At 72.6% G+C, this 26,626-nt stretch carries 27 protein-coding genes; 11 read left to right on the top strand and 16 right to left on the bottom strand.

Annotated features, from left to right (window positions below):
- The first annotated feature begins 92 nt into the window (after nucleotides 1–92).
- From ACGFWJ_RS06080 to ACGFWJ_RS06070, 3 genes are all read left to right on the top strand, one after another.
- Nucleotides 93–743 (top strand): MerR family transcriptional regulator, encoded by a 651-nt coding sequence (locus tag ACGFWJ_RS06080; protein WP_392945747.1) that lies wholly within the window; start codon nucleotides 93–95, stop codon nucleotides 741–743.
- A 114-nt stretch (nucleotides 744–857) separates the two neighbouring features.
- Nucleotides 858–1,067, top strand: coding sequence for a hypothetical protein (locus ACGFWJ_RS06075; protein WP_392945746.1), 210 nt, complete (start codon nucleotides 858–860; stop codon nucleotides 1,065–1,067).
- A 384-nt stretch (nucleotides 1,068–1,451) separates the two neighbouring features.
- Nucleotides 1,452–2,084, top strand: coding sequence for a restriction endonuclease (locus tag ACGFWJ_RS06070; protein WP_392945744.1), 633 nt, complete (start codon nucleotides 1,452–1,454; stop codon nucleotides 2,082–2,084).
- Between the two features lie 3 nt (nucleotides 2,085–2,087).
- On the opposite strand, the gene ACGFWJ_RS06065 is transcribed toward ACGFWJ_RS06070, so the two are convergent.
- Nucleotides 2,088–2,693: a TetR/AcrR family transcriptional regulator gene (locus ACGFWJ_RS06065; RefSeq protein ID WP_392945742.1), complete on the bottom strand. Its 606-nt coding sequence runs from the start codon at nucleotides 2,691–2,693 to the stop codon at nucleotides 2,088–2,090.
- A 66-nt stretch (nucleotides 2,694–2,759) separates the two neighbouring features.
- On the opposite strand from ACGFWJ_RS06065, the gene ACGFWJ_RS06060 reads away from it, so the two are divergent.
- The 5 genes from ACGFWJ_RS06060 to ACGFWJ_RS06040 all read left to right on the top strand — a co-directional run bounded on the left by ACGFWJ_RS06060 (nucleotide 2,760) and on the right by ACGFWJ_RS06040 (nucleotide 7,460).
- The gene (locus ACGFWJ_RS06060) at nucleotides 2,760–3,344 is read left to right on the top strand and encodes a peroxiredoxin-like family protein (RefSeq protein WP_392945740.1); all 585 of its coding nucleotides are present in this window, start codon (nucleotides 2,760–2,762) and stop codon (nucleotides 3,342–3,344) included.
- 86 nt (nucleotides 3,345–3,430) lie between these two features.
- Nucleotides 3,431–3,757: a hypothetical protein gene (locus tag ACGFWJ_RS06055; protein ID WP_392945738.1), complete on the top strand. Its 327-nt coding sequence runs from the start codon at nucleotides 3,431–3,433 to the stop codon at nucleotides 3,755–3,757.
- 275 nt (nucleotides 3,758–4,032) lie between these two features.
- A complete protein-coding gene (locus ACGFWJ_RS06050; RefSeq protein WP_392945736.1) occupies nucleotides 4,033–5,004 on the top strand; it encodes an alpha/beta hydrolase in 972 nt (323 codons plus the stop codon).
- Nucleotides 5,005–5,259: 255 nt separating this feature from the next.
- Entirely contained in the window at nucleotides 5,260–6,336 is a 1,077-nt protein-coding gene (locus ACGFWJ_RS06045; protein ID WP_392945734.1) for an alpha/beta hydrolase, read from the top strand.
- A gap of 272 nt (nucleotides 6,337–6,608) precedes the next feature.
- Nucleotides 6,609–7,460, top strand: a complete 852-nt coding sequence (locus ACGFWJ_RS06040; protein ID WP_387646899.1) for an alpha/beta fold hydrolase — start codon at nucleotides 6,609–6,611, stop codon at nucleotides 7,458–7,460.
- Nucleotides 7,461–7,506: 46 nt separating this feature from the next.
- Here ACGFWJ_RS06040 and ACGFWJ_RS06035 read toward each other — a convergent pair whose 3' ends face one another.
- The gene (locus ACGFWJ_RS06035; RefSeq protein ID WP_392945731.1) at nucleotides 7,507–8,748 is read right to left on the bottom strand and encodes a benzoate/H(+) symporter BenE family transporter; all 1,242 of its coding nucleotides are present in this window, start codon (nucleotides 8,746–8,748) and stop codon (nucleotides 7,507–7,509) included.
- A gap of 203 nt (nucleotides 8,749–8,951) precedes the next feature.
- On the opposite strand from ACGFWJ_RS06035, the gene ACGFWJ_RS06030 reads away from it, so the two are divergent.
- The gene (locus ACGFWJ_RS06030) at nucleotides 8,952–10,163 is read left to right on the top strand and encodes a GDSL-type esterase/lipase family protein (RefSeq protein ID WP_392945729.1); all 1,212 of its coding nucleotides are present in this window, start codon (nucleotides 8,952–8,954) and stop codon (nucleotides 10,161–10,163) included.
- A 35-nt stretch (nucleotides 10,164–10,198) separates the two neighbouring features.
- On the opposite strand, the gene ACGFWJ_RS06025 is transcribed toward ACGFWJ_RS06030, so the two are convergent.
- The gene (locus tag ACGFWJ_RS06025; protein WP_392945727.1) at nucleotides 10,199–10,885 is read right to left on the bottom strand and encodes a response regulator; all 687 of its coding nucleotides are present in this window, start codon (nucleotides 10,883–10,885) and stop codon (nucleotides 10,199–10,201) included.
- Nucleotides 10,882–12,138, bottom strand: a complete 1,257-nt coding sequence (locus tag ACGFWJ_RS06020) for a sensor histidine kinase (protein WP_392945725.1) — start codon at nucleotides 12,136–12,138, stop codon at nucleotides 10,882–10,884. Before ACGFWJ_RS06020 ends, ACGFWJ_RS06025 begins: the two co-directional genes overlap by 4 nt.
- A gap of 305 nt (nucleotides 12,139–12,443) precedes the next feature.
- On the opposite strand from ACGFWJ_RS06020, the gene ACGFWJ_RS06015 reads away from it, so the two are divergent.
- Entirely contained in the window at nucleotides 12,444–14,636 is a 2,193-nt protein-coding gene (locus ACGFWJ_RS06015; RefSeq protein ID WP_392945723.1) for an MMPL family transporter, read from the top strand.
- A gap of 24 nt (nucleotides 14,637–14,660) precedes the next feature.
- Here ACGFWJ_RS06015 and ACGFWJ_RS06010 read toward each other — a convergent pair whose 3' ends face one another.
- The 5 genes from ACGFWJ_RS06010 to ACGFWJ_RS05990 all read right to left on the bottom strand — a co-directional run bounded on the left by ACGFWJ_RS06010 (nucleotide 14,661) and on the right by ACGFWJ_RS05990 (nucleotide 17,546).
- Entirely contained in the window at nucleotides 14,661–14,900 is a 240-nt protein-coding gene (locus ACGFWJ_RS06010; RefSeq protein ID WP_392945721.1) for a hypothetical protein, read from the bottom strand.
- Nucleotides 14,897–16,057 (bottom strand): anion permease, encoded by a 1,161-nt coding sequence (locus ACGFWJ_RS06005; protein WP_387864203.1) that lies wholly within the window; start codon nucleotides 16,055–16,057, stop codon nucleotides 14,897–14,899. The genes ACGFWJ_RS06010 and ACGFWJ_RS06005 overlap by 4 nt, the downstream gene beginning before the upstream one ends.
- Before the next feature lie 56 nt (nucleotides 16,058–16,113).
- A complete protein-coding gene (locus ACGFWJ_RS06000) occupies nucleotides 16,114–16,497 on the bottom strand; it encodes a VOC family protein (RefSeq protein ID WP_392945718.1) in 384 nt (127 codons plus the stop codon).
- Nucleotides 16,498–16,546: 49 nt separating this feature from the next.
- Nucleotides 16,547–16,951 carry an SsgA family sporulation/cell division regulator gene (locus ACGFWJ_RS05995; RefSeq protein WP_392945716.1) on the bottom strand — a complete coding sequence of 135 codons (405 nt, stop codon included), beginning with the start codon at nucleotides 16,949–16,951 and terminating at the stop codon, nucleotides 16,547–16,549.
- Nucleotides 16,952–17,129: 178 nt separating this feature from the next.
- On the bottom strand, nucleotides 17,130–17,546 hold the full coding sequence (locus ACGFWJ_RS05990) for a MerR family transcriptional regulator (protein WP_392945714.1): 417 nt from the start codon (nucleotides 17,544–17,546) through the stop codon (nucleotides 17,130–17,132).
- A 96-nt stretch (nucleotides 17,547–17,642) separates the two neighbouring features.
- Between ACGFWJ_RS05990 and ACGFWJ_RS05985 the strand changes: the two genes are divergently transcribed.
- Nucleotides 17,643–18,707 carry an aldo/keto reductase gene (locus tag ACGFWJ_RS05985; protein WP_392945712.1) on the top strand — a complete coding sequence of 355 codons (1,065 nt, stop codon included), beginning with the start codon at nucleotides 17,643–17,645 and terminating at the stop codon, nucleotides 18,705–18,707.
- Nucleotides 18,708–18,714: 7 nt separating this feature from the next.
- On the opposite strand, the gene ACGFWJ_RS05980 is transcribed toward ACGFWJ_RS05985, so the two are convergent.
- The 7 genes from ACGFWJ_RS05980 to ACGFWJ_RS05950 all read right to left on the bottom strand — a co-directional run bounded on the left by ACGFWJ_RS05980 (nucleotide 18,715) and on the right by ACGFWJ_RS05950 (nucleotide 26,096).
- Nucleotides 18,715–19,563: an LLM class F420-dependent oxidoreductase gene (locus ACGFWJ_RS05980; protein WP_392945710.1), complete on the bottom strand. Its 849-nt coding sequence runs from the start codon at nucleotides 19,561–19,563 to the stop codon at nucleotides 18,715–18,717.
- A 167-nt stretch (nucleotides 19,564–19,730) separates the two neighbouring features.
- On the bottom strand, nucleotides 19,731–20,099 hold the full coding sequence (locus ACGFWJ_RS05975) for a hypothetical protein (protein WP_392945708.1): 369 nt from the start codon (nucleotides 20,097–20,099) through the stop codon (nucleotides 19,731–19,733).
- Complete coding sequence (ctaD, locus tag ACGFWJ_RS05970; protein WP_392945706.1) at nucleotides 20,096–21,826, bottom strand: cytochrome c oxidase subunit I; 1,731 nt, start codon at nucleotides 21,824–21,826, stop codon at nucleotides 20,096–20,098. Before ctaD ends, ACGFWJ_RS05975 begins: the two co-directional genes overlap by 4 nt.
- 148 nt (nucleotides 21,827–21,974) lie before the next feature.
- Nucleotides 21,975–22,238 carry a hypothetical protein gene (locus ACGFWJ_RS05965; RefSeq protein ID WP_392945704.1) on the bottom strand — a complete coding sequence of 88 codons (264 nt, stop codon included), beginning with the start codon at nucleotides 22,236–22,238 and terminating at the stop codon, nucleotides 21,975–21,977.
- 14 nt (nucleotides 22,239–22,252) lie between these two features.
- Complete coding sequence (locus tag ACGFWJ_RS05960; protein WP_392945702.1) at nucleotides 22,253–22,978, bottom strand: hypothetical protein; 726 nt, start codon at nucleotides 22,976–22,978, stop codon at nucleotides 22,253–22,255.
- Complete coding sequence (locus ACGFWJ_RS05955) at nucleotides 22,951–24,096, bottom strand: tryptophan 7-halogenase (RefSeq protein WP_392945700.1); 1,146 nt, start codon at nucleotides 24,094–24,096, stop codon at nucleotides 22,951–22,953. The genes ACGFWJ_RS05960 and ACGFWJ_RS05955 overlap by 28 nt, the downstream gene beginning before the upstream one ends.
- Complete coding sequence (locus tag ACGFWJ_RS05950) at nucleotides 24,093–26,096, bottom strand: LodA/GoxA family CTQ-dependent oxidase (RefSeq protein ID WP_392945698.1); 2,004 nt, start codon at nucleotides 26,094–26,096, stop codon at nucleotides 24,093–24,095. The genes ACGFWJ_RS05955 and ACGFWJ_RS05950 overlap by 4 nt, the downstream gene beginning before the upstream one ends.
- Between the last annotated feature and the right edge of the window lie 530 nt (nucleotides 26,097–26,626).

Here is a 26,626-nt window from a genome sequence, read left to right as displayed (position 1 = left end):
GGCATCCCCCTGTCGTCGGACCGTCCGTGATTGGATAGCCCCACTCATCAATGCCTTGGATAGTGACACTCGCCGACGGAGGCCACAAGAGGATGCGCCTGGCAGATCTCAGCGAAAGCAGCGGTGTCTCCCTCGCCACCATCAAGTACTACCTGCGCGAGGGCCTGCTCCCGCCCGGCCGCCTGATCAACACCACCCAGGCCGAATACGACGAATCGCACCTGCGACGGCTCCGCCTGGTGCGGGCGATGATCCAGGTCGGCCGCATCCCGGTCGCCACCGTCCGGGAGGTGCTCGCGCACGTCGACGACGACTCCCTCGGCCTCACTCTCCGCCTCGGTGCGGCCCTGAGGACGCTGCCCCACCCCACCGAGCCGACCCTCGCGGCCGACGAGGACCAGCCAACTGCCGCCGCCCGCAAGCTCGCTGACGACCTGTTCACCCGCCTCGGCTGGTCCGCCCCCTGCGAGGTGGGAGACCTCTCCCCCGCCCACCGGGCCCTGGTCGCCGCCCTCGCCACCCTCGGCCGCCTCGGCTACCCCCTCAGCACCGACGACCTGCTCCCGTACGCCCGCTACATGGAACAGGCCGCCGTCTACGACCTCGACCGCATGGAGGTCCTCCCCACCCCCCAGGAGCAGGCCGAGTACGCGGTCGCCGCCGCCGTCCTGTTCGAACCCGTCCTCCTCAACCTCCGCCGCCTCGCCCAGGCCGAACAGTCCGGCCGCCGCTACGGCCTCTAGCATGGTGAGCCGGCTCGCCGACCGGGCCCCTGTTGTGGTGTCAGCCGTGGTACTCCCAGCCCTCGACGCAGAAGCAGGCCGCGCCGACCGAGGTGTCTCCGGCCCGCTCTGCTCGTGCCCACCAGGGAGACGCCCCAGGCCGGCACCTCCGCCTCGCCGTGCCGGTTCACCCGCGCCTCGGTCTGCTCCTCCAGGGCGAGGCGGCGAAGGTCCGCGCTGGCCGCGGAGGGCGCCCTGGCGACCAGCTCGACCTCCCCCAGACGCACCATCGGGCCACCCACCGCGCTGATCGCCACCGCGGCCAAGCAGGGGCCGGGCCCGTAGAACGCGGTCAGCCCGGGCTCGTCGTAGCGCTCGCTGACCACCCGAAAAGCCACTCACCGATCCAGCAGGATCCGAGAGGGAGACAGGCCCGACCGGTTCGGATTCCGCCAATCTCCGGACGGCGCCTGGGTGTTCGCCCCGCGCGGGCCGTCGCCGCAGCTCGTCGGCGGTGGCCGCGCCCGGACTCCGCCCTCACCGATCGACAGACCGCCGACCGCCCGCGAGGTGGAGCCACGGCGTACGCCCCCGGCGCGCATGTCCTGATCACGGCCACCGGGCGGTCCGAGTGCGGACAACCGCCCGCCTGCCGTCCCCCGCCGCTGGTACACCAACGGTCGGGCGCGGCGGGCGCCGGACCGACGAGCGGAAGGAACTGGGGCGGCGATGAGCGACGACGCGGTCAAGGTCGTGCTGTGGATCCTCGCCCTGGGCGCCGCCATCGTGGTGCTGAAGGCGGCCTGGGGGTGGGCCGCCGCGCACCTGCTGTACCTGGGCATCGGCCTCGGCGGGATCGCCCTGCTGGCCGCCGTCACCGCCACCCTCTATGTCCGGGCCACCGCGCCCGGTTGGCTGCCCGCTGTCCCGAACCACCCGGCGGTGGCCGCGAGTTGGACGGCGGACTTCACCCTCGACGACTTCGCGAACTCCTCGCCGCGCGGCTTCGAGGAGATGTGCCGGGCGCTGCTCGACCGGGACGGCTTCTCCGGCGCGCTGCGGGTCGGCGGCGCCGGCGATCTCGGGGCCGACGTGATCGCGCACGACGAGGACGGCCGGAAGGTGGTCGTCCAGTGCAAGCGCTACCGCCGCCCCGTCGGCAGCCCCGAGCTCCAGACCTTCAACGGCACCGCCCGGCCCGTCCACCGGGCGAGGATCGCCATCGTGGTCGGCCTGTCCGGATTCACCGCCCCGGCCCGCAAGTTCGCCCACCAGCAGCGCATCCACCTGGTCGACCGGGCCGCGCTGGAGCGCTGGGGCGCCGGGGAACACCTCTACGACATCCTGGACATCGCCGCGTAACCGTCAGCCGAAACCGAGACCGAGGCCGAGGCCGTCCAGGACGGTCCGCGCCCCGGCGGTGAACGCGGGGCCGGCGGGAGTGGTGTCGCGGGTGGCGAGGGCGGCGGCGAGCAGCGGAAAGGCGTCGGGGGTGGGGCCGGGGGCCGCGCCCTGGTGTTCGAGTTCGAGCGCGCCGATCGTGTAGGCGACCAGCGCGTGCAGGGCCGCCGCGCGGGCGGGGCCGTCCAGGCCGGCATCGGTGAGGGCCTCCAGCAGACGTTCGCGCCAGCGCAGCGCGGGCCGGCAGGTGCGGTGATGGCGGATGGCCAGCGGCAGGACGCCCGGGTGGGCGCCGACCGCCTCGCGCATCAGCTCCAGCAGTGCGAGCACCCGCGCGCGCGGCGTCGGCTGCTCGGCGGCGGCGCGGTCGAGGACGGCACCGAGCGCCAGGTCGACCACCAGGCACTCCACTTCCTCGCGGTCCTCGACGTAGCGGTACAGCGCCATGGTGCGGCGGTCGAGTTCGGTGGCGACGGTGCGCATGGAGAGCGCGGGCAGGCCGTCGCGGTCGATCACGGCGAGCGCGGCGGCGGCGATCTGGTCGTTGGTGAGAGAGCGGGGACGGGGCACGGGTTGACAGCGTACGACATACGCCTACAGTTTAGGCGTACGGTCTACACCTACGAGGGAGCCCAGATGTCCCGCCTCCGGATCGGCACCGCCGCCCCGACCGTCCCCACCACCGACACCACCGGCGCGCCCCTCCCGCCCGTCCCCGCGGGCGGCGTCACCCACCTCCAGTTCCGCCGCTTCGCCGGCTGCCCGATCTGCAACCTGCACCTGCGCCAATTCGCCGTCCGCCACCGGGAGTTGCAGGAGGCCGGGATCCGGGAGGCGGCCGTCTTCCACTCCCCCGTCGAGGAACTCCGGCCGTACGCCGACGGCCTGCCGTTCGCCCTGGTCGCCGACCCCTCGCAGCGCCTGTACCGCATGTACGGCGTCGGGCGCGGCGCCCGCGCACTGCTCGACCCGCGGGTCTGGCCCGCCATCGCGCGCGCCGTGCTCGTCGGCATCCCGCTGGTCCTGCGCGGCCGCGAGCGGCTCCCCGCCGCCCGTCCGCTCGGCGGCCGGCTCGGGCTGCCCGCCGATTTCCTGCTCGCCCCCGACGGCCGGGTCCTGGCCGCCCACTACGGCACCCACGCGGCCGACCACTGGACGGTCGACCAGGTGCTCGCGCTGGCCGCGACGCACCGCGGAGCGCCGCTGCACCAGCCGAACTGAGAACACACGATTGGACTCCGCCCGGCCGGGCACCCGCGAAGTGACCCCGTCGGACGGCTCCGACGGCGAGGAAGGGAGCCGGCGCCATGGACGAGATGCCGCAGGGCGGCGCGGGCGGCGTACCCACGCCCGAACAGGACCGCGAGGCGCTCCGCGAAGAGCGCCGGGCGAAGGCCCGCACCGACGCGCCCGAGGAGCAGCGCGAGGACCACCGCGCCGAGGGACGTCCGCCGACCGTCGGGCACGATTGGCCGAGCGACCAGGCCGAACCCGTCGGCGTGCTGCACCGGCGGCCCCGCGAAAACTACCGCGCGGAGGGACGTCCGCCGACCGTCACGCACGACTGGCCGAACGACCAGGCCGAACCCGCCGACAAGCACGGGAAGCGGCACAAAGGGGCCGCCGACCGCTGAAGCCCGGTCCCGGGCCCGGCCGGGCGCGGGGGCGGTCCGCCCGTGCGTACGGGTGGCGACCGCGATCGAGGTCGGCATGCACCGGCACCACCTCTACCCCTGTTGACCCTGGGCTTTCCCTACCTTCGGTGATCGCCGAGTCGACGCCCCAACGGGTGCCGGCGACGAGTACGCGGACCGGCCGGAACGAGTGCGCTGCGCGTACAAGCGGGGCGGACCCGGGTTCCTAACCTGGGCTTTACCCCCCTTCGACCACCGAGAGGCCGCCCTTCACCATGTCCCACTCGCAGTCCACCCCCAGCCCGTTCCTCGAGCCGCAGGCCCGGGACTTCGCCGAGGCCACCGCCAACCCGCCGTACCTGTTCGACCTGGGTCCGGAGGAGGGCCGCAAGGCCGTCGACGAGGTTCAGTCCGGTGAGGTCGAGCTGCCGGCGATCGACGAGGAGTGGATCACCGTTCCCAGCGGGCCGACCGGCTCGGTGCGGGCGCGGATCGTCCGCCCGGCCGGGTCCACCGGCACGCTGCCGGTGATCCTCTACATCCACGGCGCGGGCTGGGTGTTCGGCAACGCGCACACCCACGACCGCCTGGTGCGCGAACTGGCCGTCGGCGCGGGCGCGGCCGTCGTCTTCCCCGAGTACGACCTCTCCCCCGAGGCCCGCTACCCGGTCGCCATCGAGCAGAACTACGCCGTCGCCCGCTGGATCGTCGCCGAGGGCGCGGGCGAGGGCCTGGACGCCACCCGCCTCGCGGTGGCCGGCGACAGTGTCGGCGGCAACATGTCCGCCGCGCTGACCCTGATGGCCAAGGAGCGCGGCGACGTCCGCCTGGTGCAGCAGGTGCTGTTCTACCCGGTGACCGACGCGTCCTTCGACACCCCGTCGTACCACCAGTTCGCCACCGGCTACTTCCTGCGCCGCGACGCCATGCAGTGGTTCTGGGACCAGTACACGACCGACGAGCAGCAGCGCGCCGAGATCACCGCCTCCCCGCTGCGCGCCACCGTAGAGCAGCTCACCGGCCTGCCCCCGGCCCTGGTCATCACCGGCGAGGCCGACGTCCTGCGCGACGAGGGCGAGGCCTACGCGAACAAGCTGCGCCAGGCCGGCGTCCCCGTCACCGCCGTCCGCTACCAGGCCGTCATCCACGACTTCGTGATGCTCAACGCCCTGCGCGGGACCCATGCCGCGGAAGGCGCCATCAGCCAGGCCATCGCCATTCTGCGCACCGCCTTCGGCAACGCCTGAAGACCGCCTTCGGCACCGCCTGAGCCCGCTCGACCCACTCGCTGAGCACGCTCGACCCACTCGCTGAGCACGCTCGACCCACTCGCCGAGCCCGCTCAACCCACTCGCCGAGCACGCTCGATCCACCAGCAGCGCCCGCTCAACCCACAAGCAGCGCCCGCAAGTTACCTCCGGTCTCACCTCGTAGATCCGGTCTCACCCCACCTTGACGATCCGGTTGCGCTCACTGTTCGCCACCGGACCAGGAGTTTCCCCATGCGCACCATCCCCTTCCGCATCAACCGCAAGGTCGCCGTCGTCGCGGCCGTCACCCTCGTCGCCGGCGCCACGATCGCCGCCAACGCCTCGGCCGCTCCGGCCAAGTCGCCCGCCAAGGCGTCCGGGCCGGTGCTGGAGAAGGACGCCCAGGCGTTCGCCGACGCGGCGGCGAAGAACCCGCCGATCTACACGCTGTCCTACGAGGACGCCCGCAAGGCGCTCGACGGCGCGCAGAGCGGTCCCGTCGACAAGCTGCCGGCCGAGGTCAGCCACCGCACGCTCAAGGTGGGACCCACCGGTGAGGTGAACGTCCGGATCGTCCGCCCCGCCGGCGTGACGGGCAAGCTCCCGGCCGTCATGTACTTCCACGGCGGCGGCTGGGTCCTCGGCAACGAGAACACCCACGACCGGCTGGTGCGGCAGATCGCCAACGGCGCCCAGGCCGCGGTCATCTTCGTCGACTACACGCCCGCGCCCGAGGCCCGCTACCCGATCGCCAACGAGCAGTCGTACGCGGCCACCAAGTGGGTCGCCGAGCACGGTGACGAGATCAACGTCGACGGCTCCCGGATCGCCGTCGCCGGCGACAGCGTCGGCGGCAACATGACGGCCGCCGTCACGCTCATGGCCAAGCAGCGCGGCGGCCCCGCCCTGCGCGAGCAGGTGCTGTTCTACCCCGTCACGGACGCCAACTTCGAAACCCCCTCCTACCGGGAGTTCGCCGACGGCCCCTGGCTGACCCGCAAGGCCATGAAGTGGTTCTGGGACGCCTACGCCCCGAACGCCAAGGACCGCGAGCAGATCACCGCCTCCCCGCTGCGCGCGAACCTCAACCAGCTCGCCGGCCTGCCCAAGGCCCTGGTCATCACCGACGAGGCCGACGTGCTGCGCGACGAGGGCGAGGCGTACGCCGCGAAGCTCCGCGCCGCAGGCAACGACACCACCAGCGTCCGCTACAACGGCATCATCCACGACTTCGCCATGCTCGACGCCCTCGCCAACACCAACGCCGCGAAGGCGGCCGTCGACCAGGCCAACCGCTTCCTCTACGCGGGCCTGCACAACGGGTCCTGACCCCTGCTCCAGGGCGGCCCGGCTCCCCCCGGGGCCCCTGCTCCAGGGCGGCCCGGCTCCCCCCGGGCCGCCCTGGGATGCCCTGCACCCCCCAAGGCCGGACGCCGCGCACCGCGCAGCCCTTCCGGCCGACCTGTCCGGCTCAGCCGGCCGCCCGCCGTCATCGGTGCGGCCGTTCAACCGCCGTCGCCGCCCAGAACGGTCCGTAGCGCGGCACACCCGCGTCTTTCTGCCGGACCGTGTCACCGGCGACCGCTTACAAGGAGACCGTCATGTCCCGTTCCTCCCGCACCCGTTCAGCCGTCAAGGCCGCCACCACCGTGGCCGCCGCCACCGCCGTGGCCGGCTCCCTGCTGGCCGCCACCACGGTGACCAGCAGCGCCGCCCCGCAGAAGGACGTGACGAGCCAGGCCAAGCCCACCGTCGTGCTCGTCCACGGCGCGTTCGCCGACGCCTCCAGCTGGTCCGGCGTCGTCAAGCGTCTGAAGAACGACGGCTACCCGGTCATCGCCGCGGCCAACCCGCTGCGCGGCGTGACCAGCGACGCCGCCTACATCCGCAGCGTCCTGGACAGCGTGCACGGGCCCATCGTCCTGGTCGGCCACTCCTACGGCGGCTCGGTGATCACCCAGGCCGCCGCCGGCGACCCCGACGTGAAGGCGCTGGTCTACATCGCCGCGTTCATCCCGAACGTCGGCGAGAGCGCAAGCGACCTGGCCGCCAAGTACCCGGGCAGCACCCTGGGCGACGCCGTCAGCCCCACCTCCATCCCCATGCCCGACGGCAGCACCGGCACCGAACTGACCATCAAGCAGGAGCTGTTCCACCAGCAGTTCGCCGCCGACGTCCCCGCTCCCACCGCCGCGATCATGGCGGCCTCCCAGCGGCCGGTCACCACCCTCGCCCTGGACGAGAAGGCCTCGAAGGCGGCCTGGAAGGACATCCCCTCCTACGCCATGACCGTCGGCCAGGACCACAACATCCCGCCGAAGGCCGAGAAGTGGATGGCCGAGCGCGCCCACGCCTACACCGTCACCATCGACAAGGCCTCCCACGCGGTCGCCGTCTCCCACCCGGCCGAGGTCACCGACCTCATCGTCCGCGCGGCCCGCGACACCCGCTGAACCACCGGCCCACCGACAGCCCCACTGCCGCCGGCAGTGGGGCTCGTCAGCGACGCAGGCCCAACCGCGGCAGCCGTCCGGACGTGACCGCATGCGTGGCGAGGCCGAACACCAGGCCCCAGAACGCGGAGCCGATGCCGAACAGGGTCGTGCCGGAGGCGGCGGCGAGCAGCGTCACCACGGCGGCGTCGCGGCCGGGTTCGGGGGCGAGCGCGGCGGCGAGACTGTTCTGCAGCGAGGCGAGCAGCGCGACGCCGGCGATCACGGCGATCAACTCCCGTGGCAGGCCGGTGAACAGGCCGACCAGCACGCCACTGAAGCTGCCGACGAGCACGTACAGCGCACCGGATGACATGCCCGCGACGTAGCGGCGCCGCGGGTCGGGATGCGCCTCGGGACCGGAGCAGATCGCGGCGGTGATGGCGGCCAGGTTGACGCCGGGCGAGCCGAACGGCGCCAGCAGGACGGACGCCCCGCCGGTCACGCCGATCAGCAGACGGTCGTCCGGACGGTAGCCGAACGCTCGCATCACGCCCAGCCCCGGCGCGTTCTGCGAGGCGAGCGAGACGATGGTGAGCGGCAGCGCCAGGCCGACCAGCGCGGGCCAGGAGAACGCGGGGGCGGTGAGCACCGGCACGGTCGGCCCACCCGAGCCGGGGTGCAGCCGCAGTCCGACCGTCAGCGCGGCCAGCACCCCGCCGACCACCAGGGCGATCACCACGGCGTACCGCGGAGCGAGCCGCTTCGCGAGCAGGAACGCGACGAAGCTCCCGAGCACCAGCACAGGCGCACCGCGCACCGCCCCGAAGATCCCGGCGCCGAACGAGAACAGGATGCCGGCCAGCATCGCGTGCACGATCCCCTCGGGCACGGCGGCGATCAGGCGTCCGAACCAGCCGGTGACACCGAACAGCGTGACCGCGACGGCACTCACCAGGAACGCGCCGACCGCCTCCCGGTACGGGTAGTGGCCGAGACTCGTCACCAGCAGCGCCGCCCCGGGAGTCGACCACGCGGTCACCACCGGCGTCCGGGTCCACCAGCTGAGCGCGAACCCGCTGATCCCGCTGCCGATCGCCACCGCCCAGATCCACGACGCGGTGTGCGCGGCATCCAACCGCCCGGCCGCGGCGGCCGCCAGCACCACCACCAACGGCCCGGAGAACGACACCGCGACACACACCAGCCCGGCCAGCAACGCGGGCCCGGACACGTCCCGCCGCAGACTCCGCCGCCGCTCGCCCTCACCCGCACCGCTCTCCGGTCGGACCGTCAGATCGTCTGTCATTCCGGCAGTATCCCGATCCACCGGCCAGGGACCGACAACGGGTCAGCCGCTCTGCGACTCCTGGCACCGCACCCCGTTCCACCTCGCCGCTCCGGCCCACCGCCGACGCCAAAGACACTTCACGCCACGCCATCATCACCACCATATTTGCCTAAGCCACTTAGGAACCAGCATGATGCGCATAGGCGATCGAGGGAGAGGCCATGGCACCCAAGGCTGAAGCACCAAGCACCGAAGCACCGGACTGGATCACCACCCCCATCACCCCCCAACTCCTGCGCGGCCACCTCGACTTCGAGATCACCCCGCACGGCCTGCTGCCGCACCGGCTGCCGAGCCGGGCGCGGCGGCAGGTGCCGGACCGGCAGTTGGCCGTCGCGGAGGCGCAGCCGTCGGGGGTGCGGGTGGTGTTCCGGACGGCGGCCACCCGGATCGAGCTGGACACGCTGCCGACCAGGCGCGCCTACCGGGGGTTCCCGCCGCCCGCCGCCGGGGTGTACGACCTGCTGATCGACGGGCGGCTGACCGCTCAGGCCACGGTCGCGGGCGGCAATCTGCGCACCGTCACGGATCTGCTGACGCAGGAAGCCGAACTCACCGAGGGCCCGATCGGCGCGGCCCGGTTCACGGGCCTGCCGGGGCGGGCGAAGGACGTGGAGATCTGGCTGCCGCACACCGAGGTCACCGAGCTGGTCGCACTGCGCACCGACGCGCCGGTCGAGCCGCTTCCGGGGCGTGGGCGCAAGATCTGGCTGCACCACGGCAGTTCGATCAGCCACGGCTCCAACGCGGCCCACCCGACCGGGACTTGGCCGGCGATCGCGGCGGCGCGCGGCGGCGTGGAGCTGGTCAACCTGGGGTTCGGGGGCAGCGCGCTGCTCGACCCGTTCACGGCCCGGGCGATCCGGGACGCGCGGGCCGACCTGATCAGCCTGAAGGTCGGCATCAACGTGGTGAACAGCGACGCGATGCGCCTGCGCGCGTTCGGCCCGGCGGTGCACGGCTTCCTGGACACGATCCGCGAAGGGCACCCGCACACCCCGCTGCTGCTGGTCTCCCCGCTACTGTGCCCGTTGCACGAGGACACCCCGGGCCCCTTGATGCCGGATTTCACCGCCGGAACGCTCCGCTTCCGCGCCACCGGCGACCCGGCCGAACGCGCCGCCGGCCGCCTGACGCTGACCGTCATCCGCGAGGAACTGGCCCGGATCGTCGGCCTGCGCGCGCTCGACGACCCGCACCTGCACTACCTCGACGGCCGCCGACTGTACGGCGAACACGAGTACGCCGAACTCCCGCTTCCCGACGGCCTCCACCCGGACGCGGCCGCCCACCGCCGAATCGGCGAACACTTCGCCCGCCACGCCTTCGGCCCCAATCAACCCTTCAACACCACTGCCATTCACGCGACTTGACGCACCACCAGGAAGCAGCAGCCCGTCCGGGTCGCTCAGGATCGCTGCGGCGTGATCAGCCCGGATTCGTAGGCGGCGATGACGGCCTGTGCCCGGTCGCGCACGTCGAGCTTGGCGAACAGGCCGGTGATGTGGTTCTTCACCGTGGACGGGCTGATCTCCATCGCGTCCGCGATCGCGTTGTTGTCCAGCCCGGTGGCCATCAGCCGCCAGACCTCGCGTTCGCGCGGCGTGATGTCGTCGGCCACCGAGGCGGTGGCGGCGGTCGGCGGGGCGGGCTGCGGGGACCGGACGTGGGTGGCGATCAGGCGGGTGAGCAGGCGGGGCGCCACCACGGCGTCACCGGCGTGGACGGTGCGGATCGCGGTGGCGAGGTCCTCCGGGGAGACGTCCTTGGGCAGGAAGCCGTGGGCGCCGGCCCGCAGCGCGGCGACCACGTACTCGTCGAGGTCGAAGGTGGAGAGCGCGAGCACCCGGCACTCGGGGAGGAGGCCGGCGAGCTGTTCGGTGGCGGCGACGCCGTCGAGGACGGGCATCCGCAGGTCCATCACCACCACGTCGGGGCGCAGGCGCTGGGCGAGGGCGACGGCCTGTTCGCCGTTCTCGGCCTCGCCGACCACCTCGAAGGACGGGTTCGGGGAGAGGATCAGCGTCAGTCCGCGACGGACCAGGGGCTGGTCGTCGGCGACCAGGACGCGGATCGCGGGGGCGGCGGCGTTCATGCGGGTACCTCTCCGTACCGGGGTTCGGCCCCGGCGGTCTCGTCGGCGGTCAGGGGCAGTTCGGCCAGGACGGCGAAGCCGCCGTCGGGGTGCGGGCCGCAGCTGAGGCTGCCGCCGTGCAGGGCGACGCGCTCACGCATGCCGATCAGGCCGTGACCGCCGCCCTCGCCACCCGCTCCTCCGCCGGCACCCACACCGTCGTCGCGCACCAGGACCACCACGGCGTCCGAGCGGTACGTCAGGCGGACGGTCGCGCGGGCCTTCGGGCCGGCGTACTTGCGGGTGTTGGTCAGGGCCTCCTGGACGATCCGGTAGACCGTCAGGCCGAGGCTCGGCGGCAGCGGGCACGGGACGCCGTGGACGGTCAGTTCGGTGGGCAGGCCGGCCAGGCGGGAGTCGTCCGCGAGTCGTTCGAGGTCGTCGGTGCCGGGTTGCGGGGCGGGCGGCGCGGCGTCGGGTTCGTCGCCCGCCCGCAGGACGTCCAGCAGTTGGCGCATCTCGCGCAGCGCGAGCCGGCCGGAGGACTCCAGCGTGATCAGGGCGTCCCGGACCACCTCGGGGTCGGCGAGGTTGGCCCGGGCGCCGCCGGCCATCAACTGCATGGTGGTGATGTGGTGGGCCACGATGTCGTGCAACTCCCGGGCGATGCGCCGGCGTTCCTCGGCCACCGCCCGGTCGGCCATCAGCCGGCGGTTGGCGGCCACCTCGCGCTGCCAGCGGGCGACCACCAGGGCCGCGCCCGCCACCAGCACGCAGGAGGCCGGTGCGGAGACCAGGGCATCCCAACTGGGCGCCCGGAAGTGGCTCTGGGTCAGCACCGTCATCAGCGAGGTGACGGCGACGGCCGCGGCGGTCACCCGGAGCCGGGCGTGGCGGGCGAGCGTGTACAGCGCCACTGTCAGGACGGCACCGAAGTGGATGCCGACCGGCTCGGCCAGGTTGGTGGCCGCCTGGAGCAGCAGCACGCCGGCGTACATCGGCACCGGGTGGGTGCGGCGCGCCAGCAGCGGCATCCCGGAACACAGGGCGAGCAGGAAGCCGGGCACGCCGACGCCGCCTACGGCTGCGGCGAACAGCAGGTAGCCGAGCACGTCCAGCAGGCTCGCGCCGACGGCCACCAGCGCATCGGTCTGGCTCCACGGCAGCCCCTCCGGCCAACGACGCGAGAGCGCGCCCGCCGTCCCCGAAGCTGCTGAGCCCGCCGTCCCCGAAGCTGCTGAGCCCGCCGTCTCCGGACCCACCGTCCCCGTCATGTCCCAACTCCCCGGTGCCCGGTCGGCCCCGGGTCGCTGATCTGCGCTGATGCCCCATTCTCGCACCGGCCGGACGGGCCGGACATGGGCCCCTGCGGTGGCTCTCGCTGGGAGCACGGTCCCAGGCCCTGCCGGGCGGCGGGAGCGCGGGCCCCGCCCCGGATCGTCCGCCGACCCGACGCCTGGGCCCGAATCGGCTGATGAGCTGTGATCAGGCCGGAAAGTCCCGGCGAAAACACCGACGTTCACACCCACCGATCTCCGATTTCAGGGGCGGCGTGCGCGTCCATCAACGGGAGGGTTTCGTGATCCGCGCACTGACCGGATTCGCCACCAGAAACGCTTGGAAGGTCATCGCCGTCTGGGCGGTGCTGGGGATCGCACTGACGGGGCTCGGCCCGATGCTGTTCGACAAGGTCACCCAGTCGCAGTCCGGCGACTTCCTGCCCCGCAGCTACGACTCGGCCGCCGCGCTGCGGATCGCCGAGGACCACTTCGGGCTGGACCCGGACGCCACCGTCGTCACCGTCCTGGTCGCCCGCACCGACGGCCGGGCGCTCACCGACGACGACCAGAAGCGGATCGAGGCCGAGGCGGACCGGCTCGGCAAGCACCGCGTCGTCATGCCGCGCAAGAAGGACGAGCCGACCTTCCTGGTGCCCGACCACTCGCAGACCCCGAAGGTCGCCCCGGCGATGCTCGCCCCCGACCGCAGCTTCGAACTGCTCGCCGTCGAACTGACCGGCGACTCCTCGAACGAGGGTGTGCAGAGCGTCTACCGGACCTTCCGCGACGATACTCGCGAGCGCTTCGCCGAGGCCGGCATGCGCACCGGCTTCACCGGCGGCCTGGCCGACTCGGCGGACTCCGCCGACAGGGACCGGACCGCCGCCGCGATCGGCAGCGCGCTGCTGGCCGGACTGATCGTGCTGCTCAACGTGCTGGTGTTCCGCAGCGTGCTGGCGGCCCTGCTGCCGCTGCTGGCGGTCGCGATCGTCGGCGGCGCGGCGAGCGGGGCGGTGGCCGGGGCGGCGGCGCTCACCGGGCTGAAGCTGTCCCCGTCCACGTCGAGTCTGATCACGGTGGTGCTGCTCGGCATCGGCGTCGACTACCTGCTGTTCCTGCTGTTCCGGTTCCGCGAGCAGCTGCGGGCCCGGCCCGAGCAGCCCGTCCGGGAGGCGGCGGCCGAGGTCGCGGGCCGGGTCGGCACGGCGATCACCTCCGCCGCGCTGACCATCGTGGCGGCGTTCGCCACCCTGGGTGTGGCGAGCTTCGGCGATTTCCGTTCGCTCGGTCCGGCCGTCGCGGTCGCCGTGCTGGTCATGCTGCTGGCCAGCCTCACCCTGATGCCCGCCCTGCTCGCCGCCTGCGGCCGGGGGATGTTCTGGCCGTCCCGCGCGCTGCGCCGCCCGGCCCGGGAGGGTTTCGCGGGCCGGTTCGGCGAGTTGGTCGCCCGGCGTCCGGCGGCCCTGCTGCTGGCGTCCGTCGCGCTGCTGGGCGCGCTGACCGCCGGCATGGTGGGCATCCGGATGAACTACAGCCCGCCCGCCTCCTCGGGCACCCCGGCGACCGCCACCGCCGCCGAGATCTCCCGGGCGCTGCCGGCGGGCGTCTCCGACCCGACCACGGTGTACGTCACGGCGAACAACGGCGGCCCCGTCGCGGTGGCTCAACTGGACGGTCTGGCCAAGGAGCTGGCCCGGGTGGACGGCATCGGCCAGGTCGGCCGGACGGCCCTCAGCCCCGACGGCCGGGCCGCCCGCATCGACCTCTACCCGACCGCCGACCCGCAGAGCCAGCAGGCCCGCGACCTGGTCTCCGGCCCCGTCCGCGCCGCCGTCGCCGCGCACACCCCCGCCGGGACGAGCGCCCACGTCGGCGGGACGGCGGCAATCTTCGCGGACATCTCCACCGCCATCGACCACGACCTGAAGCTGGTCTTCCCGGTCGCGGCGGCGCTCATCGCCGTCATCCTGCTGCTGCTCCTGCGCAGTCTGCTGGCCCCGCTGGCGCTGATGCTCGCCGTCGGCGCGGGCTTCACCGCCACGCTGGGCGCGTCCACCCTGGTCTTCCAGCACCTGCGGTCCGAACCCGGTGTCGCTTTCACCCTGCCGCTGGTGCTGTTCCTGTTCGTGGTGGCGCTCGGCACCGACTACAACATCCTGATCACCGACCGGATCCGCGAGGAGATGCGCCACCCCGGCCCCGCCCGCGCCGCCGTCGCCCGCGCCGTCCGCCACACCGCCCCCACCATCGCCACCGCCGGCCTGGTGCTGGCCGGTTCCTTCGCCACCCTCGCCGCGACCCCCGGCACCGAACAGATCGCCTTCGCCCTCACCCTCGGCATCCTGCTCTCCGCCGCCGTCCTCTCCCTGGTTCTCGTCCCCGCCCTCGCCGCCCTCCTCGGCCGCGCCCTCTGGTGGCCCCTGCACCCCACCGCCAGTGCCATCCACTCCGCCCCGGAGCCCGTCAACTCCTTCGAGCGGAGCGCCAGTTGAACCACCCGGCAGCAGGCCGGGCGCTCACCGGTGGTTGACGATCACCGAGATTCCCCAGCCGATCGCCGCGAGCACCACCGCGAAGATCAGCCCGGCCAGTACGCGGCCGACCGCTCCGGCGGTCGGCCGCGCCGCCGTCACGGACGTGCCGGGCGGGTTGAGCAGGCGCAGCCCGATGGCGAACAGGGCGGGGAGGCCGGCGCCGGTGAGCAGGCCGACCACGACGATCCGCCAGAGCGCGTCCAGGTTGATCCAGGAGTTCACGGGCTCACCCGGTTGTTGGCCTTGACGGGCTGGGGCGTCACCGAGCCCGTCCACTCGGCGTTGACGTTGTCCGGCGTCACGGCCGCCCGGCGGGACGCGATGTAGAACGCCGTCGATGCCAGCACCAGCAGCACGAAGATCACCACCACGCCCGCCGTCCCGCCGATCCCGTCGGCGATCCAGTAGGCCACCGCGCCGGCCAGCGCGGCGGACGGCAGCGTGAGCAGCCAGGCGGTCACCATCCGCCGGGCGAGCTGCCAGCGCACCATCGCGCCGGTGCGGCCGACCCCGGAGCCGAGGATCGATCCGGTGGCGACGTGGGTGGTGGAGAGCGAGTAGCCGAAGTCGGTGGAGCAGAGGATCACGGCGGCCGAGGCCGATTCGGCGGCCATTCCCTGCGGCGATTCGATCTCCACCAGCCCCTTGCCGAGCGTCCGGATCACCCGCCAGCCGCCGATGTACGTGCCCAGCGCGATCGCCACCGCGCAGGACAGGATCACCCAGTCCGGTGCCTTCGACCCGGCGGGCAGGGTGCCGTTGGCGATCAGGGCCAGCGTGATGACGCCCATGGTCTTCTGCGCGTCGTTGGTGCCGTGGGCGAGCGAGACCATCGACGCCGAACCGATCTGACCGTACCGGAACCCGCGCCCGCGCCTGTCCTCGGCGACGCCCCGGGTGAACCGGTAGACCAGCACGGTGCCGGTCGCGGCCACCGCGCCGGCGATGAACGGCGACAGCGCGGCGGGCACGATCACCTTGGAGACCAGGCCCTGCCACTTCACGGCCGAGGCCCCGGCCGCCGCCATCGTCGCCCCGATCACGCCGCCGATCAGCGCGTGCGAGGAGCTGGACGGGATCCCGAGGTACCAGGTCGCCAGGTTCCACAGGATGCTGCCGGTCAGCCCGGCGCAGACCACGGTCAAGGTCACCACCCCGGTTTCCACCAGCCCGTTGGCGATGGTCGCCGCCACCGCGGTCGACAGGAACGCCCCGACCAGGTTCAGCAGCGCCGAGACGGCGACCGCCACTCGCGGTGGGAGGGCACCGGTGACGATCGAAGTCGCCATCGCATTGCCCGTGTCGTGAAACCCGTTGGTGAAATCGAACCCCAGCGCCGTGACCACCATCAACGCCAGGACCGCGTCGTTGCCGGTCACGGGCCCGAATCTACCGGGCATTCCCGATCCCGAATCGGCGTGGCACGCCGATCGGCTCAGTCCGCCGCCGCGACCCGCTCGGCGCTGCTCCGCAGCACGCAGAACTCATTGCCCTCGGGATCGGCCAGCACGGCCCACCCGGTGCCGTCGGGGTTGCGGCGGTCGGCGACGAAGGCCGCGCCGAGGCCCAGCAGCCGCTCGACCTCCCCGTCGCGCGCGGTCTCGGGGCGCAGGCACAGATGGACGCGGTTCTTGGCCGTCTTGGGCTCGCGCACCTGGTTGAAGTACAGCACCAGCCCACCACCGAGCGACACCTGCGTCTCCCGGTCCCCCGGCGCCGCGTCCGAATCGATCGGCCGGCCCGTCACCTCGGCCCAGAACCGGGCCAGCCCGTACGCGTCGGCGCAGTCGATCGCCACGTTCTGCACTACCGAAACCATGCGCGCGAGTCTCCCCGATCCGCCGACCGCACGCCAACTCCCGGACGCTTCAGGCCCGCAGCCGTACCAACTCGGCATCGAGGTCGAGCTGCAACGACTCGGCACCCGCCGGAATCAGCGCGAAACAGTCGCCCAGGAAGCCGTCCACCACCTCGCCCGGAACCCTGATCACCGCCTCCCCGGTCTCGCCCCGCAACGTGACGTGCACAGCCCCGCCGGGCCCCGGCGCAACCGTCACGTCCCCCCGCCCGGCCCGGGCGTGCCGCCCCGCGTCCAGCAGGTCCCGGGCGAACCACCACTCGATGGGCTCGTCCTCGGCCCGCAACGGCGGAAACATCAGGCACACGGCGTACGGCTCGGCGGCGTCGAACCCCAGCCACGCTTCGACGCCGGCCTCGGGGTGCGGACTGTCCGGCAACGTGACCCGGGTGGCCCGGGCGGCGGAGACTGTCATACGAGAAGCCCTCCTTCGGTGTCCCCCGGCGGCTACCCCGCCCCGCCCGCCCCAGCGCCTCGCACCCCGAACCTTCACAACCGCAGAGGCACCGCCGTCAGCCCGCGTCGCCTTCGCGCACGTGCTCAGCGGCGCCCAGCCCGCGGCCCGCCCCGCGAACGGCGCCTGAACTCTCGGCTCAGCACGCCGGAGCAGCGCCCTGCGGATGCTGCTCCAGATAGTCCTCGTACACCGCGACCTTGTACCGCACAAGGTCCAACGACCGTTGCAGCTCCGCGAGTTGATCGATCACCCGGGCCTCGTGCGCGCGCAGCAGGGCGAGCCGGTCGGGTTCGGTGCCGGCGCCGGTGCGGGCGAGTTCGGTGTAGCGGCGGATGTCGGGGATGGGCATGCCGGAGGCGCGCAGCACGATGCACAGGTTGAGCCACTCGACGTCGCTCTCGCTGTAGCGGCGCCCGCCGCCGGAGGTGCGCCGCACGGGGGCGGCGAGGATTCCCTCGCGTTCGTAGAAGCGCAGGGCGTGCACGCTCAGGCCGGTGCGTTCAGCGACCTGGCCGATGGTCAGGGGCGCGGCCGGGGTGGGCGGGGTCTGCATCGGATCAGCATAGAGAGTTGATCTAGAGCCCACTCCAGTTCCTACAGTGACTACCGGCGCGCCGCACAACGAACAGCCAGACAAAGGGGATTGACCATGCGTTACCGGACTCTCGGACTCACCGGCATCGAGGTGAGCGCACACTGCCTCGGCACCATGATGCTCGGGTCGGTCGGCAACCCGGACCACCAGGAGGGCATCCGGCTGGTGCACGCGGCGCTCGACGCCGGGATCAACTTCGTCGACACCGCGGACATGTATTCGGCGGGCGAGTCGGAGGAGATCGTCGGCAAGGCGCTGCAGGGGCGGCGCGAGGACGTGGTGCTGGCCACCAAGGTGCACTTCCCGATGGGCCAGGGGCCGAACCGGGGCGGGAACTCGCGGCGATGGATCACGCAGGCGGTCGAGGACAGCCTGCGGCGGCTGCGCACCGACTGGATCGACCTGTACCAGGTGCACCGACCGGACCACCGGACGGACATCGAGGAGACCCTGTCGGTGCTGGGCGATCTGCTCCGGCAGGGCAAGATCCGGGCGTTCGGCTGCTCGACCTTCCCGGCCGAGCAGATCGTCGAGGCGCACTGGGTGGCGGAGCGCCGCGCGCTGCCGCGCTTCCGGACCGAGCAGCCGCCGTACTCGATCCTGGCGCGCGGCATCGAGTCCTCGGTGCTGCCGGTGGCGCAGCGCTACGGCATGGGCGTGCTGACCTGGAGCCCGCTGGCGTCGGGCTTCCTGACCGGCCGTTACCGCAAGGGCGGCACGATCGACCTGTCCTCGGGCCGGGCGGCGCTGCACCCGCACCGCTTCGACCCGGCGCTGCCGGTGAACGCCCGCAAGCTCGAGGCGGTGGAGCAACTGGTCGAGCTCGCGGACGAGTTGGGCTGCACGCTGCCGGAGCTGGCGGTGGCGTTCCCGCTGGCGCACCCGGCGGTCACCTCGGTGATCATCGGTCCGCGCACGGTGGAGCAGTTGGAGGGGCTGCTGAAGGGCGCCTCGCTGGTGCTGGACGACGCGGCGCTTGACCGGATCGACGCGATCGTCGCGCCGGGCACCAACGTGTACCACCCGGACGGTGTCTGGACTCCCCCTGCGCTCGCCCCGTCCGCGCGGCGCCGCCCGGCCACCGAGCGTGCGGCGGCGGAGGCGGCGGCGGACCGCTGACGACCGCTCAGCGGGGCAGGTCGGCGTGCCGCCGCAGGAAGGCTTCGACGTCGGCCGAGTCCTCCAGCGGCAGCGGGTAGAGCAGCAGCCGGTCGACGCCGAGGTCGGCGTAGCGCCGCGCGTCGTCGGGGCTGGTCTCGACCGGGTCGATCTGCATGAAGTTGATCTCCAGCCGGCCGAGGTGCGCGGGCCGGGTCACCTCGGCCGCGGCCTTGCGCAGCCCGTCGAGGTGGCGGGCCAGGTCCTGCGGGCTGTGGCCGTTGCCGATCCAGCCGTGGCCCTTGGCCACGGCCCGGCGGTAGGCGGCGGGGCTGTGGCCGCCGATCATGATCCGCGGGCCGTCGGGCCGGACGGGGCGCGGGTGCGCGTCGACGTGGTCGAAGTCGGCGTACCGGCCGTGGAACTCCGGTTCGGGCGAGCTCCACAACTGGCGCATCGCGTCCAGGTATTCGTCGGTGCGCCCGCCGCGCTCGGCGAGCCGCACGCCGACGGCGGCCAGCTCCGGTTCCAGGTAGCCGGGCGCGACGCCGAGCAGCAGCCGGCCGCCGGAGAGCACGTCGAGGCTGGCGGCCTGCTTGGCCAGCACCACGGGGTTGCGCTGCGGCAGGATGAGGATTCCGGTGCCCAGTTCCATGCGTTCGGTCAGCGCCGCGACGTAGGACAGGTGCACCAGCGGATCGAGGATCGGATCGGTGGGCGCCATCGGCGACTCCGGCACCCGGGGGCTGGGCAGTACCACGTGGTCGCCGACCCACCACGACCGGTAGCCCCACTCCTCGGCCCTGCGCGCCAGCCGCGCCGTGTCGGCCGGCCCCAGCGTCGCCTTGGCGCTCAGCCCGTACACACCCAGTTCCATGATCCCCGCCTCCGTCGCCCCTGCCCCGGCCCGGGCTCCGGCCGCGAACCGGCCGGAGCCGTACCGGCCCCTGCTCACCCACCTCCGAACAGGCGAGCGACCTCGATCATTCCCCGGGCCGTCCCCGGCCTGTCCCAGGAACACCCCCGGCGACCGGTGGCGCCCGGTCAGTGCGGCCGGACGATCGCCAGGAACGCCGTCGTGCAGAGCACGGTGGCCAGCAGCGCGGAGAGCAGGCAGCGGGCGCGCAGCCGGCGGTAGCGCGCGCCGTACTGCTCGCGGAGCCGTTCGCGGGTCTCCCGGAACTGTTCGAGCCGGCGCCGGCTGGCCTGGAGCTGGGCGTGCGCGAAGTGGTGCTCCAGGTCGAAGCGTTGCGTGGCGGTCAGCCAGGGCAGCAGGTCGGCGAACTCGGCTGCGGCGCGCCGGGCCTGCCGGGTCTGGTCCTGCCAGTACAGGTAGCCCTCGAGTTGCCGCAGGCCCGCGTCGGTCTCGCCGGCGGCGCCGACGGAGGGGCCGGTGGGCGTCCGCTCGGTCATCGCTGGTCGTCGCGCGGGATCGCCGGGGCCCCCTGCTGCCGTCCGCCCTGGTGTCCGGCGTCCTGGAGCTCGTCGGGGACGTCGGGGTGGTGCAGGTTGAACGTCGGGGATTCGGAACGGATCTTCGGCAGGGTGACGAAGTTGTGCCGCGGCGGCGGGCAGGAGGTCGCCCACTCCAGCGAGCGGCCCCAGCCCCACGCGTCGTCGACCTCGACCTTCTCGCCGTACTTGGCGGTCTTCCAGACGTTGTAGAGGAAGGGCAGCATCGACAGGCCGAGCAGGAAGGAGCCGATGGTGGAGATCATGTTGAGGGTGGTGAAGCCGTCGGAGGCCAGGTAGTCGGCGTAGCGGCGGGGCATGCCTTCCGCGCCGAGCCAGTGCTGGACCAGGAAGGTGGTGTGGAAGCCCACGAACAGCGTCCAGAAGCAGATCCGGCCGATTCGTTCGTCGAGCATCCGGCCGGTCATCTTGGGCCACCAGAAGTGGAAGCCGGCGAACATTGCGAAGACGACGGTGCCGAACACCACGTAGTGGAAGTGCGCGACGACGAAGTACGAGTCGGAGACGTGGAAGTCGATCGGCGGGGAGGCGAGCAGCACGCCCGTCAGGCCGCCGAACAGGAAGGTGACCAGGAACCCGAACGCCCACAGCATCGGTGTCTCGAAGCTCAGTGAGCCCTTCCACATGGTGCCGATCCAGTTGAAGAACTTCACGCCGGTCGGGATGGCGATCAGCAGCGTCATGAACGAGAAGAACGGCAGCAGCACTTGGCCGGTGACGAACATGTGGTGCGCCCAGACCGTGAGGGACAGGCCGGAGATGGCGATGGTGGCGGCGATCAGGCCGGAGTAGCCGAACATCGGCTTGCGGGCGAAGACCGGGATGATCTCGGAGATGATGCCGAAGAACGGCAGCGCGATGATGTACACCTCGGGGTGGCCGAAGAACCAGAACAGGTGCTGCCAGAGGATCGGGCCGCCGTTGCCGGGGTCGAAGACGTGGGCGCCGAACTTGCGGTCGGCCTCCAGGGCGAGCAGCGCGGCAGCCAGCAGCGGGAAGACCATGATGATCAGCACGGCGGTCAGCAGGGTGTTCCAGACGAAGATCGACATCCGGAACATCGTCATGCCGGGGGCTCGCATGCAGATGATCGTGGTGATGAAGTTGACCGAGCCGAGGATGGTGCCGAAGCCGGAGAACACCAGGCCCATGATCCACATGTCGCCGCCGATGCCCGGCGAGTGCACCGCGTCCGACAGCGGCGAGTAGGCGAACCAGCCGAAGTCCGCCGCGCCGTTGGGAGTGAGGAAGCCGCCCACCACGATCAGCGAGCCGAACAGGTACAGCCAGTAGGCGAACATGTTCAGCCGTGGGAACGCGACGTCCGGCGCACCGATCTGCAACGGCATGATCCAGTTCGCGAAACCCGAGAACAGCGGGGTGGCGAACACCAGCAGCATCACCGTGCCGTGCATGGTGAACAGCTGGTTGAACTGCTCGTTGGAGACGATCTGCGTGCCCGGCCGGGCCAGTTCGGCCCGCATGATCAGCGCCATCACTCCGCCGATCAGGAAGAACGCGAACGACGTGATCAGATAAAGGCTGCCGATCGTCTTGTGGTCGGTGGTGGTGATCCAGCGGACGAGCACGCTCCCGGGCTTGCGCGCTGCACCGCGCGAGTCGGGCTCCGCCACGGGCGACGGATTGCGGTCGGTCAGGACGGTCATGACGGCTCCCTTGCCGAGACGGACCCCCCATCTCTATCAGTAATCACCTGAACCCGTACGGTTACGAAACGGCTTGTGGACGCACCACGCCCCGCCTCCCGAGGACAGGGGGGCGGGGCGCAAAAACGATGCAGCGTCAGAACACTCGTCAGAACGCCGAGGTGTACGCGGTGAAGAAGGGTGCGGTGGTGGGCCCACCCCCAGGGGTGAAGCAGATCGGGTACAGCTGGACGCTGCCGGAGCTGCGCGCCCAGGGCAGCGCGAGCTGGCAGTACCCGGCGCCGCTGCCGAACGCGGTGACCTGGGCGTGGTCGGCAGGCACGGCGAGGCTCGGCAGGGTGGCGGTGCTGGGGATGCCGACGGCCAGCGTGTTGGTGCCACCGGCCGAGTTGAAGTTGGTGGCGGCCGGCACCGAGGGGGGCCGGGCTACTTGGCGTTCAGGGAGGTGTTGTTCCACCAACCCTGGCGGCCCGCGATGAAGTTGACGGTCCGGCCGTCGATCCGGCCCTGGTACTTCCCGCCGGTGACCAGCGGGCTCTTGCCGACCACCCCGTGGGCGTCCTTGATCGACGGGATGGTGACCGTCCCGGCGGGGCGCAGGTCGGCGGGCCCGAAGCCCTGCGGCTCGACGGTGGTGACCACCTCGTCCCAGTTGGGCGACGCCGCGAGCTGGTGGGCGAGGTGCACTTCGTCGCCCTGGCCGAAGGAGAGCAGGGTCAGGTAGTCGGGGTAGCCGGTGGCGTCGAGCGGCTGGTAGTGCAGGACGTCCTCCTTGCGGCAGGTGGCGTCGGTGGCGGGCAGGATGGTGGTGAAGGTCCGGTTGCCCTGTTCGTCCACGGTGACGCGCTCCAGTTCCACCGGGAGCGAGCGGCGGGTGCCGTCGACGATCTCCTTGAGCGGCCAGTGGCCCTCGGAGAACAGCGCGTAGTAGACCTGCTCGCGCTCGTGCTCGGCGAGGTCCTTCAGGTACAGCGCGCGGAGCTCGTCGGCCAGGCCGAACAGGGTGACCATCTGGAAGGCGTGCACGGGAACGTGGTACAGCGCCAGGTGGTAGCTGAAGATCGTCTTCCGGCCGAGCAGCAGGAAGCGGTGGCCGTGCCGGGGGGCGTCGGCGGCGCGGCTGGTCACATCGGCACGGGGGTCGGTGGACATGCGGTCTCCAAGGGGGTCGGGTGTCCGCTCCCGCCGGGGTGCGGGTGGCGGCGGCGCCAGAACGGCCGGTCGGGCCAGCGCTGTTCGGCGCAGTAGTGGGTGCGGTGGTTGCGCAGGTAAGCCGCGTCGATGGCGGCCAGCTCGGCGCGGTACGCGTCGAGCGCCCCGGCCCGGCCGGCCAGCCGGCCGTGCACGGCGCGGCCGGCGGCCAGGCCGGTGTACAGGGCGGTGAGGATGCCCTGCGAGGACAGCGGGTCGAAGGCCGCCGCGGCGTCCCCGGCGGCGATCCAGCCGTCGCCGGTGACGTCCGCCAGCCGGGCGGTGTGCGCGGGGGCCCGCCGGGGTGCGGCGCCGGCGGGCCACGGGTGCCGGGCCGCCAGTTCGAGGACGTGCCGGGTGGCGGCCAGCCGGGCCGCGAACGCCGGTGGTCCGGGGTCGGCGGCGGGCAGGTCCGCGTCGGTGTACCAGACCAGCAGGCGGCGGCCGGTGGGCAGCGGCGCGGTGTACCACCAGCCGTCGGGGGCGGCCTCGACGGTGGTGGTGGTGTCCGGGTCGGCCGGGTCGGCGGGCCCCAGCGTGAGGTGCAGCGCCACCAGCCGGTCACCGGTGCGGCGCCGCGCCCCGCACGCGGTGGCGAGCGCGGCCCGCCGCCCGGTGGCGTCGACCAGCCACCGGCAGCGCACCGTCCGCCGCTCCCCCGCCCCGCGCAGCTCGACGCTCCAACTGCCGTCCCCGGCCCGCCCGTTGATCCGCACCGCGCCGGCGACCAGGTGCGCGCCCTGCGCCCGGGCGCACTCGCGCAGTTGACGGTCGAACAGGACGCGGTCCAGGTGCCAGCCGTGGCCGTGCGGGTCGAAGACGCTGTCGGTGGACGCCAGCCGGGGCCCGCCCCAGGCGGAGCGGTTGGCCAGGCACGGCAGATGGCCGGCCGTCAGGACGCCGCCCGCGCCGAGGTCGCCGAGCAGCACCCGGGCGGCGGCCGGCAGCGCCTCGCCGACGGGCGCGGGGCCGCGTCCGGCGTCGGCGAGCAGCACGCTGCGCCCGGCCCTGACCAGCGTCAGCGCGGCGGCCGCGCCCGCCGGTCCGCCGCCGGCCACCAGGACGTCGTAGCGGGTCACTTGTTGGTGGGCTCCGCCGGGCGGGCGCCGCCGCCGTTGGCGGCCTCCTCGCCGAACGGGTCGAGCTTGTCGATGTAGCCGACGGTGATCTGCTCGGCCCGGAAGCCGGTGCGTTCGACGGCGTCGCCGAGCACGCCGCTGACGGTGGTGACGTCCAGCACGGAGGTCTCCGGCACGTGCACGGTCACCAGGTTGCGGTCGTGCGGAACGCCCTCCAGATCGAAGCCCGGAACGGACTCGACCTGAATCACCGGCGGGAACTTCCCGTCGCCGACGGTGTACCGGCGGGTCTCGACGATGCCGAAGTGGTGCCACTCCCTGACGGCCTGCGCCAGCTGGTCGGGGTACTCGCCGAACAGGCCGCGCAGCCAGGAGGCCCGGCGGGCGAACGCGTCCTCCCGCTCCTCGTCCGAACTGCCCTGCCCGTCCTCCTTGTTGACGATCCGGAAGTCTTCGTCGGTGAGCACGTGGTTGGGCACCCGGGCGGGCCAGAAGGTCGGCACGTACGGGTCGTAGCGGTCGGGCGGCAGGGCCTGGATCTCGTAGCCGGCCCGGCAGCTGGCGGTGTCGGTCTGCCAGGGGATCGCCATCCAGCGGGTGAGGTCGCCGGGGCCCTGGGCGTGCAGCGGGCCGTCGGGGCCGAGCGCCCGCTCGGCGCTCAACTGCGGCCCGTAGTCGGGTTCTTGCTGCCCGTCCGGGCGGCGCAGGATCCGGAACGGGTGCTCGTACATCGACGAGTGCCGGATCGGCCAGGTGACTTCGCAGCCGGGGTGGAAGGCGTCGGCGAGGCAGAAGTCGAGGGCGGCACGGTCGAGCAGGCCGGGCTGGTCGGCGACCTCGGCGTCCTCCAGCCGGCGCGGGAAGCCCGGCCACGGGGTGGTGCTGAACTCGCCCTTGGACCAGGCGATCAGGTGCGTGATCTGGGTGTCGGACAGCGCCAGGTACTGGAGCGCCGACTTGGGCGTCCGGGCCATCGCGTCGCCGTAGATCCACGGCCACGGCACCGGCGACATGCCGTCGCGGCTGTAGTCACGCATCGTGGTGAGCACCTGGTGGCGCAGCTCGCGGTTGCGTTCGGCCGGGCTGGACAGGCGCTTCAGCAGCTCCGGGGCGAGGAAGTCCTCGGGGCCGCCGAAGCCGAAGTGGGTGGCGAACCCCTTGTTGGCCCACTGGAGTTCGCAGAACCGCCGCAGGATCGGCTCGATGTCCCGTTGGAAGTTGACGCCGTCCTCGTCGTTGTCGCCGAAACCGGCACCTGCGCCGAACACGTCGTGCAGCACGTCCCACAGGGTGCGCACGGCCTTCAGGTCCGGGCCGTAGTTGGGCGGGGCGACCACCACCCACGCGCCCTGCACCGGAACCTCCCTGCCGCCGAGGGTGAGGGTCGCGGTGACCGGGCCGTCCGAAGTGTCGTCGTACCAGCCGTCGTTGTTGCCGAACGAGTGCAACGGCTCGCCGCCGGGCGCCCCGGAGTCGCCGGTGCCGCCGAGGACCACCAGGCGGCCCTGGTCGTCGGTGTGCATCCGGCCGAGCGGAACCGACTTGCCCAGGAAGGTGCCACCGGTGAACTCGACGACGTCCTTGGTCCCGGCGGTCAGGATCTTGGGCCCGGGGTCGATGATCAGGCTGCCGCGGTCCGGCTGCTTGAGGTTGCGGCGGGCCGACGCCTGGCCCTTCATGTCGGGGATGTCCAGCGCGAGGTCGAAGTTGTACCAGTCGGCCTTCCGGTTGGCCACGTGCACGGCCCACTCGATCGTCACCCCCGCCTCGGTGGCGGTGAGTTCACGCACCACCTGGTGCCGGCTGTCGTAGCCGTAGATCCGGAACCGGGCGGCCTGACGCTTGATCGCGCCGCTGTCGTCCTTGTAGAACCCGACCGGCGCGGGTTCCGGATCCGGCGTCTCCGGTCCGTAGAACCAGCCGTCCTCGCGGGTGCTGTTACCGATCCGGGCCATGCCGATGGCGGGATGGATCCGGGCGTAGGCGATCTCGTCGGTCATCGCTGCGATGTCCTCTTCGTCCGTGGTCGGGGGTTGCCCGCACGGGCCCGAGAAGCGCACGGCACGCGCGGGGCAGGAGGGATGAGCCGTCAGCCACCCTGGCAGCTCGGCCCCGACCGCCCCCGACGGCTCGCAGCCCACTCATCCGACAATCACCTCAACGGGCCCCGCCCCGCAGAACCCCCAAAACGGGGCAGGCGCCGGCTCCGCCCCCCACGGACGCCGGCCCCTTCCCCCTCGTTGACGCCCCTACCCCCCGGTCGGGACGCCGTTCCCCCCTCGTTGACGCCCTTACCCCCGGTCAGGACGCCGCTCCCCCCTTCATCGACGCCCCTACCCCCCGGTCGGGACGCCTCCCCCCTCCAGTGCCGACCCCCGTACCCCCCCGGTCCGGAGCGTCGACACCCGGGCCAACGGAACGAATCCCCCGATTCCCGCCGGCCCATCCGCGCCGATCTCCCGGCGACAGGAAGATCGTGTCAGCTCGGGCCCCCTCCGCACATTGCCAGAACCCGGCAATCTTGACGCCC

The sequence above is a fragment of the Kitasatospora sp. NPDC048407 genome (genome assembly GCF_043200475.1).
GTDB lineage: Bacteria > Actinomycetota > Actinomycetes > Streptomycetales > Streptomycetaceae > Kitasatospora.
Note: the sequence above shows the minus strand (reverse complement) of the source record. Positions and strands in the feature narration are given on the sequence as shown.

Excerpts from the sequence above, each read along its gene's own strand:
- ACGFWJ_RS06040 (WP_387646899.1), top strand. The coding sequence starts at position 6,609 with ATGTCCCGTTCCTCCCGCACCCGTTCAGCCGTCAAGGCCGCCACCACC.
- ACGFWJ_RS06020 (WP_392945725.1), bottom strand. The coding sequence starts at position 12,138 with ATGACGGGGACGGTGGGTCCGGAGACGGCGGGCTCAGCAGCTTCGGGG.
- ACGFWJ_RS05960 (WP_392945702.1), bottom strand. The coding sequence starts at position 22,978 with ATGTCCACCGACCCCCGTGCCGATGTGACCAGCCGCGCCGCCGACGCC.
- ACGFWJ_RS05995 (WP_392945716.1), bottom strand. The coding sequence starts at position 16,951 with ATGACAGTCTCCGCCGCCCGGGCCACCCGGGTCACGTTGCCGGACAGT.
- ACGFWJ_RS06060 (WP_392945740.1), top strand. The coding sequence starts at position 2,760 with ATGTCCCGCCTCCGGATCGGCACCGCCGCCCCGACCGTCCCCACCACC.
- ACGFWJ_RS06025 (WP_392945727.1), bottom strand. The coding sequence starts at position 10,885 with ATGAACGCCGCCGCCCCCGCGATCCGCGTCCTGGTCGCCGACGACCAG.
- ACGFWJ_RS06050 (WP_392945736.1), top strand. The coding sequence starts at position 4,033 with ATGTCCCACTCGCAGTCCACCCCCAGCCCGTTCCTCGAGCCGCAGGCC.
- ACGFWJ_RS06070 (WP_392945744.1), top strand. The coding sequence starts at position 1,452 with ATGAGCGACGACGCGGTCAAGGTCGTGCTGTGGATCCTCGCCCTGGGC.
- ACGFWJ_RS05950 (WP_392945698.1), bottom strand. The coding sequence starts at position 26,096 with ATGACCGACGAGATCGCCTACGCCCGGATCCATCCCGCCATCGGCATG.
- ACGFWJ_RS06000 (WP_392945718.1), bottom strand. The coding sequence starts at position 16,497 with ATGGTTTCGGTAGTGCAGAACGTGGCGATCGACTGCGCCGACGCGTAC.
- ctaD (WP_392945706.1), bottom strand. The coding sequence starts at position 21,826 with ATGACCGTCCTGACCGACCGCAATCCGTCGCCCGTGGCGGAGCCCGAC.
- ACGFWJ_RS05980 (WP_392945710.1), bottom strand. The coding sequence starts at position 19,563 with ATGGAACTGGGTGTGTACGGGCTGAGCGCCAAGGCGACGCTGGGGCCG.
- ACGFWJ_RS06045 (WP_392945734.1), top strand. The coding sequence starts at position 5,260 with ATGCGCACCATCCCCTTCCGCATCAACCGCAAGGTCGCCGTCGTCGCG.
- ACGFWJ_RS06080 (WP_392945747.1), top strand. The coding sequence starts at position 93 with ATGCGCCTGGCAGATCTCAGCGAAAGCAGCGGTGTCTCCCTCGCCACC.
- ACGFWJ_RS06035 (WP_392945731.1), bottom strand. The coding sequence starts at position 8,748 with ATGACAGACGATCTGACGGTCCGACCGGAGAGCGGTGCGGGTGAGGGC.
- ACGFWJ_RS06055 (WP_392945738.1), top strand. The coding sequence starts at position 3,431 with ATGGACGAGATGCCGCAGGGCGGCGCGGGCGGCGTACCCACGCCCGAA.
- ACGFWJ_RS05975 (WP_392945708.1), bottom strand. The coding sequence starts at position 20,099 with ATGACCGAGCGGACGCCCACCGGCCCCTCCGTCGGCGCCGCCGGCGAG.
- ACGFWJ_RS06030 (WP_392945729.1), top strand. The coding sequence starts at position 8,952 with ATGGCACCCAAGGCTGAAGCACCAAGCACCGAAGCACCGGACTGGATC.
- ACGFWJ_RS05985 (WP_392945712.1), top strand. The coding sequence starts at position 17,643 with ATGCGTTACCGGACTCTCGGACTCACCGGCATCGAGGTGAGCGCACAC.
- ACGFWJ_RS05990 (WP_392945714.1), bottom strand. The coding sequence starts at position 17,546 with ATGCAGACCCCGCCCACCCCGGCCGCGCCCCTGACCATCGGCCAGGTC.